Origin of the sequence: Yokenella regensburgei (assembly GCF_003634235.1) — a bacterium.
GTDB classification, from domain to species: Bacteria; Pseudomonadota; Gammaproteobacteria; order Enterobacterales; family Enterobacteriaceae; genus Yokenella; species Yokenella regensburgei.
The window spans coordinates 1,435,801-1,452,673 of record NZ_RBIZ01000003.1; the positions used below are offsets into that span (position 1 = coordinate 1,435,801).

Annotated in this window: 15 protein-coding genes; 4 read left to right on the forward strand and 11 right to left on the reverse strand. The window is 56.6% G+C overall.

The features are described from left to right. From hybE to C7387_RS07085, 11 genes are all read right to left on the reverse strand, one after another. Positions 1–483 carry a hydrogenase-2 assembly chaperone gene (hybE, locus tag C7387_RS07035; protein ID WP_120816381.1) on the reverse strand — a complete coding sequence of 161 codons (483 nt, stop codon included), beginning with the start codon at positions 481–483 and terminating at the stop codon, positions 1–3. After that, positions 467–967 carry a HyaD/HybD family hydrogenase maturation endopeptidase gene (locus C7387_RS07040; protein WP_038257826.1) on the reverse strand — a complete coding sequence of 167 codons (501 nt, stop codon included), beginning with the start codon at positions 965–967 and terminating at the stop codon, positions 467–469. The genes hybE and C7387_RS07040 overlap by 17 nt, the downstream gene beginning before the upstream one ends. Next, complete coding sequence (gene hybC, locus C7387_RS07045; RefSeq protein WP_120816382.1) at positions 967–2,661, reverse strand: hydrogenase 2 large subunit; 1,695 nt, start codon at positions 2,659–2,661, stop codon at positions 967–969. Before hybC ends, C7387_RS07040 begins: the two co-directional genes overlap by 1 nt. Next, entirely contained in the window at positions 2,639–3,838 is a 1,200-nt protein-coding gene (hybB, locus tag C7387_RS07050; protein WP_120816383.1) for a Ni/Fe-hydrogenase cytochrome b subunit, read from the reverse strand. Before hybB ends, hybC begins: the two co-directional genes overlap by 23 nt. Beyond that, positions 3,825–4,844 (reverse strand): hydrogenase 2 operon protein HybA, encoded by a 1,020-nt coding sequence (hybA, locus tag C7387_RS07055; protein ID WP_040903510.1) that lies wholly within the window; start codon positions 4,842–4,844, stop codon positions 3,825–3,827. The genes hybB and hybA overlap by 14 nt, the downstream gene beginning before the upstream one ends. 3 nt (positions 4,845–4,847) lie before the next feature. Continuing rightward, the gene (gene hybO, locus C7387_RS07060; RefSeq protein ID WP_038257834.1) at positions 4,848–5,975 is read right to left on the reverse strand and encodes a hydrogenase 2 small subunit; all 1,128 of its coding nucleotides are present in this window, start codon (positions 5,973–5,975) and stop codon (positions 4,848–4,850) included. A gap of 173 nt (positions 5,976–6,148) precedes the next feature. Then, positions 6,149–7,474: an MFS transporter gene (locus C7387_RS07065; protein WP_038257837.1), complete on the reverse strand. Its 1,326-nt coding sequence runs from the start codon at positions 7,472–7,474 to the stop codon at positions 6,149–6,151. 91 nt (positions 7,475–7,565) lie between these two features. Next, complete coding sequence (gene fixX, locus C7387_RS07070; protein WP_006819758.1) at positions 7,566–7,853, reverse strand: ferredoxin-like protein FixX; 288 nt, start codon at positions 7,851–7,853, stop codon at positions 7,566–7,568. Then, on the reverse strand, positions 7,850–9,136 hold the full coding sequence (gene fixC / locus C7387_RS07075) for an FAD-dependent oxidoreductase FixC (RefSeq protein ID WP_120816384.1): 1,287 nt from the start codon (positions 9,134–9,136) through the stop codon (positions 7,850–7,852). The genes fixX and fixC overlap by 4 nt, the downstream gene beginning before the upstream one ends. A gap of 42 nt (positions 9,137–9,178) precedes the next feature. Next, positions 9,179–10,120, reverse strand: a complete 942-nt coding sequence (locus tag C7387_RS07080; RefSeq protein WP_120816385.1) for an FAD-binding protein — start codon at positions 10,118–10,120, stop codon at positions 9,179–9,181. Positions 10,121–10,132: 12 nt separating this feature from the next. After that, positions 10,133–10,906 carry an electron transfer flavoprotein FixA gene (locus C7387_RS07085; protein ID WP_120816386.1) on the reverse strand — a complete coding sequence of 258 codons (774 nt, stop codon included), beginning with the start codon at positions 10,904–10,906 and terminating at the stop codon, positions 10,133–10,135. Positions 10,907–11,230: 324 nt separating this feature from the next. Here C7387_RS07085 and caiT point away from each other — a divergent pair, with 324 nt between their 5' ends. The 4 genes from caiT to caiC all read left to right on the forward strand — a co-directional run bounded on the left by caiT (position 11,231) and on the right by caiC (position 16,849). Beyond that, the gene (gene caiT, locus C7387_RS07090) at positions 11,231–12,745 is read left to right on the forward strand and encodes an L-carnitine/gamma-butyrobetaine antiporter (protein WP_006819754.1); all 1,515 of its coding nucleotides are present in this window, start codon (positions 11,231–11,233) and stop codon (positions 12,743–12,745) included. Between the two features lie 38 nt (positions 12,746–12,783). Further along, positions 12,784–13,926 carry a crotonobetainyl-CoA dehydrogenase gene (gene caiA, locus C7387_RS07095; protein ID WP_038257840.1) on the forward strand — a complete coding sequence of 381 codons (1,143 nt, stop codon included), beginning with the start codon at positions 12,784–12,786 and terminating at the stop codon, positions 13,924–13,926. Positions 13,927–14,015: 89 nt separating this feature from the next. Then, entirely contained in the window at positions 14,016–15,236 is a 1,221-nt protein-coding gene (caiB, locus tag C7387_RS07100) for an L-carnitine CoA-transferase (protein WP_038257842.1), read from the forward strand. A 59-nt stretch (positions 15,237–15,295) separates the two neighbouring features. Beyond that, a complete protein-coding gene (gene caiC, locus C7387_RS07105; protein WP_120816387.1) occupies positions 15,296–16,849 on the forward strand; it encodes a crotonobetaine/carnitine-CoA ligase in 1,554 nt (517 codons plus the stop codon). The last annotated feature ends 24 nt before the right edge of the window (positions 16,850–16,873 follow it).

The window sequence follows — 16,873 nt, forward strand, 5'->3', positions numbered from 1 at the left end:
TCAGCCTCTCTGCGCCATACGGAACAGCGCCCGACGGCCAGGGTTAACCGGGGCATTGTCGTTGACCACCGGCAGTGAGAGCGCCATACGCACGCTGCTGTGGGTCAGCTCCAGCATCTGCTGCGCCGTCAGGTGGTTTTCAAGCGGTGACATCAGCGATGACGCTAGGTACTGCCCGCAGCCCGCCATCTCACCGACGGTAAAGCGCACGTCGCCGCACGGCAGACGCAGCGCCAGTTTGTCGCCCACGGTACGTGACTGCCACACTTCTCCCGGCCCCGGCAGCACCAGCAGGCTCAGCATCCACGGCGTTAACATGCCGCCAATCCACTGCTGTTCAAAAAGCTGAAAACCGCAGGCGCGCACCGGGATGTGTGCCCGAAAGAACGGCAGCTCGCACATCTCCTGCTGCGCGACGGCCTGAAAGGCCGCCTCCAGCCGTGGCGAGGGATCCGCCACGAAGCCATTAATCACATCCGACATCGGCCACCTCTTTGCGCGAAGCCTTAACGCCGCTCTCCGCGAGCGCGGTCAGCACCTCGGCCAGCGCCGGTTCTATCGCCGCACTCACCACCGGCGTTAAGCGGATCCCCGGCTCAAGCGATGATGGCACCACGCCCACCAGCGTCAGACGGCGAGGAAACTCATCGGTAAGCTTCAGCGCCATCAGTACGTCACACAGACCCAGCTGATGCGGCGATACTTTGCGGGAGAAAAATGCCGGGATCTCTTCATCGTGCAGTACCGCTACGCTGCCCGGCGCCGCGCCGGTCAGCACTGCATCGGCGACAATCAGGTGATCTCTTGCCGCCATCACATCCAGCAGTTCCATACCGGAGGTTCCGCCGTCCAGCACCTCGACGTGACAGGGTAACGTATAGCGTTCTTCGAGGGCTTCGACGATGCGCACTCCCACCGCCTCATCGCCGAGCAGTAAATTACCAATCCCGAGTACCAGAATACGCATCACAGCACCTTCACCCGGGTAACTTCGCCACCGGTAGCATCAACAATGTGCACCGCGCAGGACATGCAGGGATCGAAAGAGTGGATGGTGCGCACCACTTCCAGCGGCTTCGCCGGATCGGCAACCGGCATCCCCACCAGCGAACGCTCGTAGGGCCCCGGCTCATCGTTGAAGTTACGCGGCCCGGCGTTCCAGGTTGAAGGAACCACCGCCTGGTAGTTAGCGATTTTACCGTCGCGAATAACCACCCAATGCGACAGCGCGCCGCGCGGTGCTTCGATAAAACCAACGCCGCGAACTTCGCCTTGCAGAGGGATATTCGGTGGAATGAAGGTCTCGTGATCGCCTTTACCAATATTGCTGACAAGCGCCTGCCACTGTTCACCCAGCGTCTGGTGCAGCACGCTGGCGTGTACCGCACGCCCGACCACCCGACCAAGCGTTGATGGCAGCTGCTCGTGAGTCAGCGCCTTACCGCTCAGCGCTTCGTACGCGGCGTTGACCCGCGCAAAGGTTGCCTGCGTTGGCTGATGCCCGGCCTGCAGACTACACAGCAGCCAGGCGAGCGGCCCCATCTCCACCGCGTTACCGTAAAACGTCGGGGCTTTCACCCACGAATATTTACCGTCTTCCTGCCAGCCGGTGTAGTTCGGACGGGTCAGCCCTTCCCACGGCGCCAGCGGCTGGTCATCCTGATACCAGGCATGCTTGCCGCTCTCCTCAATCCCTTTCAGCAGGTATTCGTCACGCTGGTTGATAATCGGGCGGAAAACGCCTTTTTCCATGTAGCCACCCGGCAGCAGGAAGTTGTCGCCTTTACGGTCAACCGGCAGTTCCGGTACGCACAGATAGCAGTCAGCACCTTTGCCCATCTCTAGCCACTGCGGGTAGTGCGCGGCAATCACCGCGCTGTCGACCAGGTACACCTGCTCGATAAAATCCCCCAGCTTGTCGATGAAGCTTTTCAGGTACATCAGACGCTCAAGGTTCAGCACCCCGGGCGAGTCGAGGTTGATTGGGTTTGCCACCCCGCCGACCGCCAGGTTCTGAATATGCGGCGTTTTGCCGCCAAGGACCGCGACAATTCGGTTGGCGTCGCGCTGGCATTCAAGCGCCTGCAGATAATGCGCCACGGCAATCAGGTTAACCTCCGGCGGCAGCGCCATTGCCGGGTGCCCCCAGTAGCCATTGGCGAAAATCCCCAGCTGCCCACTGTCTACCAGCGCCTGAATTTTCTGCTGTACCTTACTGAATTCGGCGGCGCTGTTGAGCGACCAGGTGGAGAGACCACGCAGCATATCGGCGGCTTTTTGCGGATCGGCTTTCAGCGCCGACGTGACGTCCACCCAGTCCAGCGCCGAGAGCTGATAAAAATGCACGATATGGTCGTGAATGCTGTGGGCGGCGGCAATAATATTGCGGATGTACTGGGCGTTCACCGGCACTTCCATCCCCAGCGCATTTTCCACCGCACGCACCGAGGCCAGCGCGTGAATGGTGGTACATACTCCGCAGATTCGCTGCACAATCATCCACGCATCGCGCGGATCGTTACCCTGCACAATCTCTTCCATTCCACGCCACATCGTCCCGGAAGACCAGGCCTTCACGACTTTGCCCGCTTCAATTTCACAGTCGATTCGCAAATGCCCTTCAATGCGGGTGACGGGATCAATGGTGATGCGTTGGCTCATGCTCTACCTCTGGTTTTTTATTTTCACTCTGGCGTTCGTGCGCGGGCAGAACCGGCAGCAGCCGGACCAGCAGGATGTACGCACACACCTCTATGGCAACAAAGCCAATGGAAATCAGTAATTCACTGGGGGTTGGGAAGTAGCCGTAGCCGTTACCCGGATCGTAGGCCAGCAGCGCATAGTTGAGCCGCCAGAACGCCGCACCACCCACCATGCACAGCGCGCCGACAAACAGCCACCGCGAGTCCTGACGGTTGCGCTTGAAGCGAAAAATCAGCAGCGGCGCAAACATCAACAGCGTTTCCACCCAGAAGGAAATGGCAAAACGATCGAGGTGCCACAGATATTCTGTCTTATGGCGAACGATAAGCTCGCCGAAGCGCAGCACGATAAACAGCAGCAGAAAGACCTCAATCAGCCGCGTCAGACGGGTAAACAGCGGCGTTTCATCAGGCCCTTTGCCGCGTAGCCCGGACTGCACCAGCGAACCTTCAAAAATCACAATCGAAAAGCCGAGGATAAAGGCGGTGAGCAGTGAAAACAGCGGCAGCATTTCATAGCTCTGCCACAGCGGATGCACCTTGTACCCGGCGGCGATCATCAGCGATCCCATCGACGACTGGTGCATCGATGGCAGCAGTGCGCCGAGGGCGATAATCAGGAACATCGCTTTGTTAAGCAGGCGCAGCGGTTTCTTCCAGCCGAGTCGTTCACACAGCGCCGGAGCAAACTCCAGCGCCACCACGCCGATGTAAATCGTCATGCAGACGGCGGTTTCAAACAGCACCGAGTTGGTGTTGAAATGCCCCGGAATGTAGAAATATGGCAGGTTCCAGTAGCGGCCCACGTCGATGGTGATAGACAAGCCGCCCAGCGAATAACCAAACAGGCTGGCGAGCAGCGCCGGACGCACCAGCGGATGGTATTCACCACGGTTAAAAACGTAGACCGCCCAGGCCAGCGCCCAGCCACCGCAGGCAAGGCCCGTCCCGACCAGCAGATCGAAGGCAATCCAGATCCCCCACGGGTAGCCCCCGTTCAGATCCGAGACATCGCCAATGCCGAACACCAGACGCTTAACGATAAGCAGCAGGCACAGCATGACAAACGGCGCCAGCAGCATCACCGGCCAGCTCACCAGGCGGCCGCCGAGCGGGCTCATTTTATGCGTCGCCATGATCATCATCCTTTTTGTCTTCAGGCTTATCGTCAGGCTTGCGGCGCATATTGCGCTGCACCAGGAAGGTGATCCCCGCCAGCGCCGCCAGCGGCAGCACCATGCCTTTGTACAGCGAATGCTGCACGTGCTCTGAGCGCGCCCCCGTAGAAAGCTCGTCAAGCGCAGGCAGGCCAAGCTTGTCGAACGGTACGCCAGCCAGTACCAGCACCTGCGTGCCACCGCCCTCTTTTTCGCCATACAGATGCGGCTCGTAGTGCGCCAGTGGGTGCTCATAAACATCATTTTTCAGCGTCTGGCGCGGGTAGCGGTACATTTCCCCTGCCTTCGCGTTAAGCCGCTGATGGGCTTCGGCCATTAAGGCTTCGCGGGTACCGAAGATAACCGCCCCGGTCGGGCAAACGTCCACGCAGCCCGGCAGGCCGCCTTTGTCGAGCCGCTCCACGCCTTTCTGGTTGCAGAGCTCACACTTATGGATTTTGCCGAAAGGGTTGTCGTAGTCGTATTTCGGCACGTTGAACGGGCAGCCCACCATGCAGTAGCGGCAGCCGGTACAGACATCGGGGTTGTAGTGAACAATGCCGGTCTTCGGGTCTTTCTTCAGCGCCTGCACCGGGCAGACGGAGACGCAGTTCGGATCCACACAGTGCATACACTGCTTTTTGATATAGGCGTAGCCGTCGTCAAGCGTATCTTTGTGGATGCCCTTTCCGCTGCGCCAGACCTGGATGATGTTGTTGGTGTACGGGCTGAGCTTGTCGTTGTTCGACCAGGTATTTTCGGTTCCGGCGTAGGCGTAGGTTTCACCGTGCGGTTCATCGGTGTGATTAATGCGCTGGCACTCGCTGACGCAGGCCTGACAGCCGACGCACAGGGTGGAGTCATACAACATGCCGAGCGAACCCGGGATCGGCGGTCTGTTCTCTGCCGCGGCCCGGGCAGACGGCGCAACGCCTGCCAGCATCGCACCCGTGGAGGCCAGTTTCAAAAAGTGACGTCTGTTCACGGCTTACTCCTTGTGCGATGGCTTCTCGTCATCTTTACGCGGCGTTTTTTGCTGCCGTCCCAGCTCTCTCACCGTCATCAGGCTGACGCCCGCCACCAACCCCACGACGCCACCCAGTAGTCCGATGGCCGTTGGGCTAACGTGCCCGCCCTCCTGGCTCGTGACTTCCGGCTTGGCGCTGCGCGGCGTAGGGTTCTCAACGTTCGCCAGTTGGGCAATACCTTTCGTGAAGCCAATCCCCTTTTCGTTGCAGCCATAGCAGGGATGACCAATACCGACCGGCCAGATACCGCCGCCGATATCGCAGAACTCCAGCGTCGGACAGTTGCCGTAGGTTTCCGGACCTTTGCAACCGAGGTGATACAGACACCAGCCCTGGCGATGACCTTCGTCGCCGAACTGTTTAGCAAAACGTCCGGCGTCAAAATGCGGGCGGCGTTCGCAGTTTTCGTGGATAAGACGCGCGTAGGCGAACTGCGGTCGGTTTTTGTCATCGAGCGCAGGCGCTCGCTGATAAGTGATGATATGCGCCACGGTGGCGAGGAAGTTGTGCGGGTTTGGCGGGCAACCAGGAATATTAATCACCGTTTTCCCCGGCAGTACGTCCTGCAGGCTGACCGCACCGGTCGGGTTAGCGCCGCTTGCCGGTACCCCACCCCAGGCGGCGCAGGAGCCGATCGCGATAACGGCGGCGGCATGCTCCGCCGCATCGCGAATATGCTCGACAATAGGCTTCCCGGCGACCATGCAGTAAATGCCGCCATCCTTCACGGGAATAGAACCGTCGACCACCAGTACGTATTTGCCCTTATATTGCTCAATTGCCCGATGTTTATTTTCTTCCGCCTGTTCACCAAATGCGGCCGAGAGCACCTCGTGGTACTCCATGGAAATAACGTTGAGCAGTAAATTCTCAATGGTAGGATGTGTTGCGCGCAGCAGCGATTCAGTACAGCCGGTGCATTCTTGTGCACCAATCCATATTACCGGCGGGCGTTGCGGGGACGTTACCGCATTTGCCATTTCAGCCGCTGCCCCTGGTGTTAATCCCATTGTGGCCGCCAGAGCGGTGCACAGTTTCAGAAAATCACGGCGATTGACGCCCTGAGGAAAAATCGACTGATTGTCCATTATTAATAATAATTCCTGGTTACATAACCTGTGGCAAGCACCGCGTATGCCTGTATAGGGTGAGGCTTTTCAACAAAGATGAATTGATTTTCATCAAGTTTTATTTAACCGAGGAAATTTCATTGCGGATAATATGAATGAAATCGCTTCAGCAAATTTATTTTTTCAGCCGTTCATCCATATTTTTTCATAATGGTCATTTTTCCGGTTTGTGATAAGGAGAGCCCACGCGTCTCCGGAGCGAAGAAAATAGAGACCAGCCAGCCGATTAACGATATTAAGGCTCCTGTCAGCATGACCGTACTGATGCCGTAACGGGTGATAAACACCGGCAGCGCCCAGGTAGAAATCACCGTTCCGATACGGCTTATCGACATAATTACCCCCACCGCCGATGCACGGATATCGGTAGGAAACAGCTCATTGGGATAGAGCCACTGCAGGATCCCCGGCCCACCGGAGAAAAAGGCGTATACCGCAAACGCGACGATCACCAGCCAGATGTCGAGGCTCGAAACCAGCCCCAATACCGCCAGCGCCAGCGTCATCATGGCGAAACTGCCGATAAGCAACGGTCGACGGCCAATTTTGTTAAGCCAGTACATGGCCGGCAGGCAGCCGAGCATAAAAAACAGGCTGATGACGACGTTTCCCAGCGCCGCGGTGCGTCCCTGATCCCAGCCGAGCAGGCCGACAATCTGCGGCCCGAAGGTGTAGAGCGCGAACATTGGGATCACCTGACAGGTCCAGATGGCGGCGACAAACAGTACGAATGAGAAATGTCGCCGGGTAAACAACTGCAGAAACCGCGTTTCCTGAGCCGGCTCTTCATCAAAAACAACCGGTTCCCCGAACAGTTTCAGCATCATCTGCTCACATTCCTGCACCCGTCCTTTACGCAGCAGCCAGCGCGGGGATTCCGGTAGGTCAAAGCGCCCCACCAGAATAAGCACACAGGGGATAAACGCGCTGCCGAGCATCCAGCGCCAGCCGTCTGCCACGTCGTACAGCAGATAGCCCACCAGATTGGCGCAGGTTGCACCGACGTACCACATCGCCGCAATAAATCCGACGGCGAACGCCCGCTGGCGGGTATTGGAGAACTCGGTAATCATCGAGGTGGCAATAGGATAGTCGGCCCCAATCACAATGCCGATAAGCACCCGCATTACCAGCAATTCCATTGGCGACGACACCCACATGGTGGCAAGAGAAATCAGACCGATAAGAATAATGTCGATAAGAAACATCTTTCGCCGCCCTACCCGGTCTGAAATATAACCGAAGAGCGACGTACCAATAAAAAGCCCAACCAGCGTCGCGGCGCCGAGTAGGCCAATCCATTCAGCATCAAGATGTAATAAAGGGGTTAACTGTTCAAGTGCCACGCCAATTATCACCAGCACGTAGCCATCAAGAAACGGTCCCCCGCTACCCCACAACATTATCCGCCGGTGTATTGAGGTAAATTGTATGTCATCAAAATTTCTGGCTTGCATTTTTTATTTCTCATTTATGCCTGCAAACATATCCCTGCAATAAAAAACTCCCGCAGATCAAACGATCGCGGGAGAACGCTAAGAACAGCCATTATCCGTAACGATATTCCACGCCGAAGGTACCGCGTGGGTATTCCCATTTTTCCAGTGCGCTGCCGAGTCCGAGGATCCGGCAGGTGCCACACTCCAGGCAACCGGCATAATCAAACCGCACGGAGCCATCGTCCTGTTTTTTATATAATCCGGCCGGGCAGGCTTTGGTTAATAATTCCAGCACCTGCCGATCTGGCACTGATTTAACAACGATATGCGGATACTGTTCATCGACGTTAAATTTGTTGATGCCGAGTTTGACGTCCACGTTGACAGGCGTACTCATAGCGCGGTGACTCCTTTCAGGCCATCTTTTAACAGGTTGATAAAGCCGACGCTTTTGCCATAACGTAAAAGCGTTTTACGCAGCGGCACTGGTGCTCTGCCGCTGACCGTGAACAACTCGCCGGCAATACCGACCGCCATCTCCGGGTAGCGGGTGAACATCCGCGGGTTGTCGAGAAACGCGGGCATTTTCTGGTACATTTTCATGTCCCGTAGCGCCCCCGCTTCCAGCAGGCGCAGGTATTCGCTGAGGCTCTGCTTGCTGAAATCGGCTTTCTGCATCGCCGCCAGCACCGCTTTTGCCGCCGCTTCGCCCGAGGAAATAGCCAGATCCATCCCACGAATAGTGAAGCCGAGATTCATACACATTCCTGCGGCATCACCGGCCACCAGCACGCCGTCACGGACCAGCTCCGCCTGCATGCGTAACCCGGCCTCCGGCACCACGTGCGCAGCGTATTCCAGCATTTTGCCCCCGGCGATAAGCGGTGCGACGGCGGGATGCTGTTTGAAATCCTCCAGCATCTGTGGCACTGATTTCTTCGCCTCTTTCAGGTGATGCAGGCCGCACACCAGCCCCAGCGAGACGGTGGTATCGTTGGTGTAGAGGAAACCACCGCCCATCAGACCGTCGGTCGGCGCCCCGGCAAAGAGCCACGCCACGCCCTCATTGCCCGTCAGGTTAAAGCGGTCCTGCAGCACCGTTTTCGGCAGTTCGATAAGCTCCTTCACCCCCACGGCGACGTTTTCCGCCGCAACCGGTTTTGTCATTCCCAGCTGCTCGGCAAGCAGTGAGTTCACGCCGTCGGCGAGAATAACGGTTCTGGCTTCCAGCACGTCGCCGTCGGCCTCCACGCCAATCACTTTGCCGTCTTTCTCTACCAGCCGGTCAACGCGGATCCCGGTGATGCACTGCGCGCCGGCGTTTTCCGCCTGCTCCGCAAGCCAGGCATCAAATTTGCTGCGCAGTACCGACCATGACACTTCGCCTGCAGCCTGCTCGTCGCCGTTCTGGTAATCTACGGTCATTGCCCTTGTGGCAGTCAGAAATGACAGTCGCTCCCGGGTGATGACCCGCTCGACCGGAGCATGTTCGGCGAATCCAGGGATTATCCGCTCAAGGCTGTGCGCATACATCCGCCCACCGGTGACGTTTTTTCCTCCCGCCGTATTGCCACGTTCAATCAGTAAGACCTGTGCCCCTTCCCGGGCCAACACCAGCGCCGCAACGGAACCCGCCAGCCCCGCCCCCACGATAATGGCATCGAAGACATCTTCGGACATAACCACTCCACAACTTGTCGTTTGATGGATGAAAAACGGGAATTAATTTGCCAGCTGACGGGTTATTGCCGGCAGGATCTTAAAGAGATCGCCCACGATACCGTAATCCGCGTACTGGAAAATTGGCGCATTTTTATCTTTATTCACCGCCACAATAGTCTGCGCGCCGTTGGCTCCGACCATGTGCTGGATTTGCCCGGAGATCCCGACCGCCAGATAGAGTTCCGGCTTCAGCATCAGGTTAGAGATCCCGACATAACGCTCGTGCGCCATCCATTTTTCGTTCTCCGCCACCGGGCGGGAACAGGCGAGCTCTGCGCCAATAGCGCGGCACAGCGCATCGGCAAGCGCGATATTCTCCTGGCTGCCAATCCCGCGCCCAACGCTCACCACCAGCCGGGCTTTATCCAGACTCACCGCGTGGCTTTCCCGAGCCTCAACGTGGCTGCGGATAACCGCCTGCTTTGGTGCCATCCATGCCGCCGGCTGCGCGGTACCGCTGAGTGCGGTATCCGCCTGCGCGGCGTCAAACGTACCGGCGCTGAGGGTGACCACACAGTAAGGGCTGTGCAGCGTTTCATCGCCAAACGCCAGACCGCCGTAGACCATATGCTTTGCGACCGGTGCATCACCGTCGATGGCAAGCGCCGTTACATCGTTGGTGATGGCGGCGTTGAGCCTTGCTCCCAGCCGCGCCGCCAGCAGCTTGCCGCGCCGACCGTTGGGCAACAGCACCAGCCCGCCAGAACTTTGCGCCTGCATCACCGCCACCATCGTGTCGGCGTAGTCTTCCATTATCCGGTCATCCGGTTTCCCTTCCAGTTGCCAGACCTGCTGCGCGCCAAGCTGGAAAGCGCTGCTGCTCTGCTGCGCATTCAGCGTGAATACCTGTACTTTGTCCCCCAGCGCGCGGGCGCCCCCCATGAGCTCCGGCAGGCGGGATAAGGTATCGCTAAAAACCCATACTGATGAAAACTGACTCATAACCTTTCCCCCTTATTTAATGATTTTGCGCAGATAATCCGCAAACTCGGCAATCTGGTCATCACCGTCGCCTTCAATGATGATCCGCTGGCGTACCTTCTGTTTTGGTGCCGCAACTCGCTGCTGTGAAAGCGCGGTAACGTCACCAACGGCCAGATCGGTGGTGCTCCAGGCCTGCACCGGTTTTTTTGCCGCACTGAGAATGGCCTTCATCGAGGGGATCTGCGGCACGTTGATATCGGTCGAAACGGCAATCACCGCCGGCAGTGGCACCGTCAGCGTTTCGCTTTCGTCTTCCAGCTCACGCTCGACGGTTATCGTTTCAGGGGTCAGAGAGAGGATTCTTTTGATGCCGTTAAGCGCCGGAAGCCCCAGGGCTTCTCCCACCAGCAGGCCCACCTGCTGGGCGTAGAGATCGGCAGAGCCGTCACCGCAGAGCATTAACGAGAAGCCAATTTTATCGGCCGCTTTCGCAAGCGTTGCCGCCGTCTGGTGCGGCAGCGCATGCTCCAGCTGCTCGTCCACGACCACAACCAGCTCGTCTGGCCCCCGGGAGAGTACGTCTTTGCGCCCTTTGACATTGTTGAGCGCGGCACCGCCCACGCTCAGCGCGATGATGTTGGCTTCCGGCAGCTGGGACTTAAGCTGAACGGCAGCCTCAATGGCGTTGAGATCGTACTGGCTGATTTTGCCATCCGCACGGGAGAAATCGAGCGAGCCATCCGCACTATTTACCGTAATATCCTGTTCGTCAGGCACACATTTATAACAAGTAATAATATTCATTACCTCTCCTGGTATATCAATAAATACGTTATTGGCTATGCAATGGAATATATGAGTAACACAGCAAAACAGGCAAAAATAAAACCTGGGTCACCAATATTGAACACATGGATTTTTAAATAATAACAACGTTCAATATTGCTATCTCCCTCACCAATATTGAACGTCGCCTTGACTCCGCAGTATCAGTATTCATTATGGTTTTCACCGCCATAGCAACAACAAGGAAATGGTCCGCACGCTACTTAAATTAACAAAAAGATAACACAAAAGGGAATTACGCATACCTTCTCGTAATACGCCTAAATAAACTGGACTTTATCTATGAGCAAAGAAAATAAGAAATCGGGAATAGAGCCTAAAGTATTTTTCCCGCCTTTAATTGTGGTTGGCATTCTTTGTTGGTTAACCGTTCGCGATCTGGATGCGGCAAATACGGTAATTAATGCGGTCTTTAGTTATGTCACTAACGTCTGGGGCTGGGCGTTTGAATGGTACATGGTCATCATGTTCGGCGGCTGGTTCTGGCTGGTATTCGGCCGCTACGCAAAAAAACGCCTGGGCGATGAACCGCCGGAGTTCAGCACCGCCAGCTGGATTTTCATGATGTTCGCCTCCTGCACCTCTGCGGCCGTGCTGTTCTGGGGATCGATTGAGATCTTCTACTACATCTCCAGCCCGCCGTTCGGTCTTGCGCCCTACTCGCTGCAGGCTAAAGAGCTGGGGCTCGCCTACAGCCTGCTGCACTGGGGCCCGCTTCCGTGGGCAACGTACAGCTTTCTGTCGGTGGCGTTTGCCTACTTCTTCTTTGTGCGCAAGATGGACGTTATTCGTCCCAGCAGTACGCTGGCCCCGCTGGTCGGCGAAAAGCGCGCTAACGGGCTGCTCGGTACGATTATCGACAACTTCTATCTGGTGGCGCTGATCTTCGCCATGGGAACCAGCCTCGGGCTCGCCACGCCGCTGGTGACCGAGTGTATTCAATACCTGTTTGGTATTCCGCACACCCTGGAGCTGGATGCCATCATCATTGCCTGCTGGATAGTGCTGAACGCCATCTGTGTTGCCTGTGGTCTGCAGAAAGGGGTAAAAATCGCCAGCGATGTGCGTAGCTATCTGAGCTTTCTGATCCTCGGTTGGGTCTTTATCGTCAGCGGCGCCAGCTTCATCATGAACTACTTCACCGATTCCGTCGGCACGCTGCTGATGTACCTGCCACGGATGCTGTTCTACACCGACCCTATCGGTAAAAGCGGTTTCCCGCAGGGCTGGACCGTTTTCTACTGGGCCTGGTGGGTGATTTACGCCATTCAGATGAGCATCTTCCTCGCCCGCATCTCCAAAGGCCGCACCGTGCGTGAACTGTGTCTTGGCATGGTTGCCGGGCTGACGGCGGCAACCTGGCTGCTGTGGACCATTCTCGGTAGCAATACGCTGCAGCTGATTGATAACAACATCATCAACATTCCGCAGCTCATCAGCCAGCACGGCGTACCGCGCGCCATTATCGAAACCTGGGCCGCGCTGCCGCTGCGGACGGCCACCATGTGGGGCTTCTTCATCCTGTGCTTTATCGCCACCGTCACGCTGATTAACGCCTGCTCTTACACCCTGGCGATGTCCACCTGCCGGGCGGTGAAAGACGGTGAAGAGCCGCCGCTGCTGGTGCGCATCGGCTGGTCCGTTCTGGTGGGCATCATCGGCATTATCCTGCTGGCGCTCGGCGGTCTGAAGCCGATTCAGACCGCGATTATCGCCGGGGGCTGCCCGCTGTTCTTCGTCAACATTATGGTCACGCTCTCCTTCATCAAAGACGCCAAAGTGCACTGGAAAGACTGACGCTTTTTTAAAAAACGACATGCTAAGAGGTTATTACGATGGATTTTCAACTGAATGATGAGCAGGAACTGTTTGTCGCGGGTATCCGTGAGCTGATGGCAAGTGAAAACTGGGAAGCCTATTTTGCCGAGTGCGATCGCGACAGCGTTTATCCTGAGCGTTTCGTTAAAGCACTGGCGGAAATGGGCATCGACAGCCTGCTTATCCCGGAAGAGCACGGCGGGCTGGATGCCGGTTTTGTGACCGTGGCGGCGGTGTGGATGGAGCTGGGCCGTCTGGGTGCCCCAACCTATGTGCTGTACCAGTTGCCAGGCGGATTCAACACCTTCCTGCGCGAAGGCACGCCGGAGCAGATTGACCGCATTATGGCGTTTCGCGGCACCGGTAAACAGATGTGGAACTCGGCGATTACTGAACCGGGCGCGGGCTCTGACGTGGGGAGTTTACAGAGCAACTATACCCGTAAGAATGGTAAGGTTTATCTTAATGGCAGCAAATGCTTCATCACCAGCAGCGCTTATACCCCGTATGTGGTGGTCATGGCGCGCGATGCCGCCTCACCGGATAAAGCCATTTTCACCGAGTGGTGCGTCGACATGAGCAAGCCGGGCGTCAAAATCAACAAGCTCGAAAAGCTAGGTCTGCGCATGGACAGCTGCTGCGAACTGGTCTTCGACAACGTTGAACTTGATGAAACGGATATGTTTGGCCGGGAAGGCAACGGTTTTAACCGGGTAAAAGAGGAGTTTGACCATGAGCGTTTCCTCGTGGCGCTCACCAACTACGGCACCGCGATGTGCGCCTTTGAAGACGCGGCGCGCTACGCCAATCAGCGCGTTCAGTTTGGTGAAACTATCGGCCGCTACCAGCTTATTCAGGAGAAGTTCGCCCATATGGCCATCAAGCTCAACGCGATGAAAAACATGCTCTACGAAGCGGCCTGGAAAAGCGACAACGGCACGATCACCTCCGGGGATGCGGCGATGTGTAAATACTTCTGCGCCAACGCGGCCTTTGAGGTTGTCGATAGCGCAATGCAGGTGCTCGGCGGTATCGGCATTGCCGGTAATCACCGCATTACCCGCTTCTGGCGCGATCTGCGCGTGGATCGTGTCTCCGGCGGTTCGGATGAAATGCAGATCCTGACGCTCGGTCGTTCGGTCCTGAAACAGTATCGCTAACAGGCTGGCACTTTGCCCTGTAGCGACTGCCGGATGCGGCTATGCCTTATCCGGCCTACAACTGCATAACGCCATTGATGAGGTGAAGCATGACTGCTCAACTACCTATGCCAGAGTTCGGCCCGCTTTCCGGGCTGCGGGTTGTCTTTTCCGGAATTGAAATCGCCGGGCCGTTTGCCGGACAAATGTTTGCCGAATGGGGTGCCGAAGTTATCTGGATAGAGAACGTCGCCTGGGCCGACACTATCCGTGTCCAGCCCCATTACCCGCAGCTTTCACGCCGTAACCTGCGGGCACTGTCGCTTAACATTTTCAAAGATGAAGGCCGCGAGGCGTTCCTGAAGCTGATGGAAACCACCGATATCTTCATCGAAGCCAGCAAAGGCCCCGCCTTTGCCCGTCGCGGTATTACCGACGACCTGCTGTGGCAGCACAACCCTAAACTCGTTATCGCCCACCTTTCCGGCTTTGGGCAGTACGGCGACCCGCAATACACCCATTTACCGGCCTACAACACCATAGCCCAGGCCTTCAGCGGCTATTTGATCCAGAACGGTGATAAAGATCAGCCGATGCCCGCATTTCCCTACACCGCCGACTACTTCTCAGGCATGACCGCGACTACCTCTGCGCTTGCCGCCTTGTATAAAGCCCGCCAGACCGGCAAAGGGGAAAGCATTGATATCGCGATGTACGAGGTCATGCTGCGGATGGGCCAGTACTTCATGATGGACTACTTCAATGGCGGGGAAATCTGCCCGCGCATGACCAAAGGTAAAGATCCGTACTACGCCGGATGCGGACTATACCGCTGCAGCGATGGCTACATCGTGATGGAGCTGGTCGGCATCAGCCAGATTCAGGAGTGTTTTGCCGATATCGGCCTCGCCCATTTACTCGGGAGCAAAGAGATCCCTGAAGGGACGCAGCTCATTCATCGGGTTGAATGCCCCTTCGGTGAGCTGGTGGAGGACAAACTCGATGAATGGCTGGCGGCGCATACCATCGAACAGGTGCTGAAGCGCTTCGCCGAGCTAAATATTGCCTGCGCCAAAGTGTTGACGATCCCGGAGCTTGAGCACAACCCGCAGTATCTCGCCCGCGAATCCATCACCCAATGGCAAAACCTGGAGGGTCGCACCTGCAAAGGCCCCAACGTGATGCCGAAATTTAAGAATAACCCAGGACAGATCTGGCGTGGTATGCCCTCTCACGGCATGGATACCGCCGCTATTTTACAAAATCTCGGCTACAGCAGTGCCGATATCAGGGGGCTGGTCGACAAGGGGCTGGCTAAAATTGAGGAGTAATCGCCCGAAGGGTTCAGGCCAGACCTGAATATTCAGCGATTTGACAGGATACGCGCGCAATGGATGTCATTGGTGGACAACATTTAGGTCAGATGTGGGACGATTTAGCTGATGTTTACGGCGATAAAACGGCACTCATTTATGAGTCCGCTCAGGGTGAAACAGAGCACTTCAGCTACACGGGTCTGAATCAGGAAATAAACCGTACCGCCAACCTGTTTTCATCGCTTGGGATCCAGAAAGGCGATAAGGTTGCCCTGCACCTGGACAACTGTCCGGAGTTTATTTTCTGCTGGTTTGGGCTCGCGAAAATTGGCGCGGTGATGGTGCCGGTGAATGCCCGACTGCTCGGCGAAGAGTGCACCTGGCTTTTACAAGAGAGCCAGGCCAGGATGGTGGTGACCACCAGCCATTTTTATCCTGCCTATCAGCAGATCCTGGCGCAGAACGGCACGTTGCTGGAACAGATTCTGCTTATCAGGCAAACACCTATTGCGACCTGCGCGCGCACCCTCGATTTTCGGCATGAGCAGTCCCGACAGCCTGCGGAGCTCCTCCACGCCGTTGCGCTAAGTGTGGAGGATACGGCAGAAATTCTGTTCACCTCGGGCACCACCTCAAGGCCCAAAGGGGTGGTCATCACCCACTACAACCTGCGCTTTGCCGGGTACTACACCGCCTGGCAATGTCAGCTTCGCAGCGACGATGTCTACCTCACCGTCATGCCAGCATTTCATATTGACTGTCAGTGTACTGCCGCCATGGCGGCTTTCTCGGCGGGGGCCACGTTTGTGTTGCTCGAGAAGTACAGTGCCCGGGCATTCTGGGGACAGATCCTGAAGTACCAGGCGACGGTCACCGAATGCATTCCCATGATGATCCGCACACTAATGGCGCAGCCCCTCGCCGATAACGAAAAACAGCATCGCCTGCGCGAGGTGCTTTTCTACCTCAATCTCTCCGTTGAGGAAAAAGACCGCTTTATCGCACGTTTCGGCGTCAGGCTGCTGACCTCTTATGGCATGACGGAAACCATCGTCGGCCTGATAGGCGACCGCCCCGGCGACAAGCGGCGCTGGCCCTCCATTGGACGTCCCGGGTTTTGTTATGAAGCGCAGATCCGCGATAGCCAGAATCAGGTGCTGGGGGCCGGAGAGATTGGTGAAATCTGCGTCAGAGGCATCCCGGGGAAAACGCTGTTTAAGGCCTATTACAACCAACCGGAAGCCACCGCCAGGGTATGGGACAACGGCTGGCTGCATACCGGCGACTACGGCTATCACGACGCTGAAGGCTATTTTTATTTCGTCGATCGCAGCTGCAATATCCTCAAACGCGGCGGGGAGAATGTCTCCTGCAGCGAAATTGAAAACATCCTCTCCTCACATCCCAAAATTCAGGACGTGGCCATCGTTGGTATTCCGGATGCTATTCGCGATCAGGCGATCAAAGCATTTGTTGTGCTTTTCGAAGGCGAAACCCTCAGCGAAGAGGAATTCTTCCGCTATTGCGAACGAAATATGGCGAAATTCAAAGTGCCGTCGTTTGTGCAGATTTGCCCGGACCTGCCGCGCAACTGCTCAGGAAAAGTGATTAAAAAATATTTGCAATAACGTCTTTATTTAAAGGGATAAAAA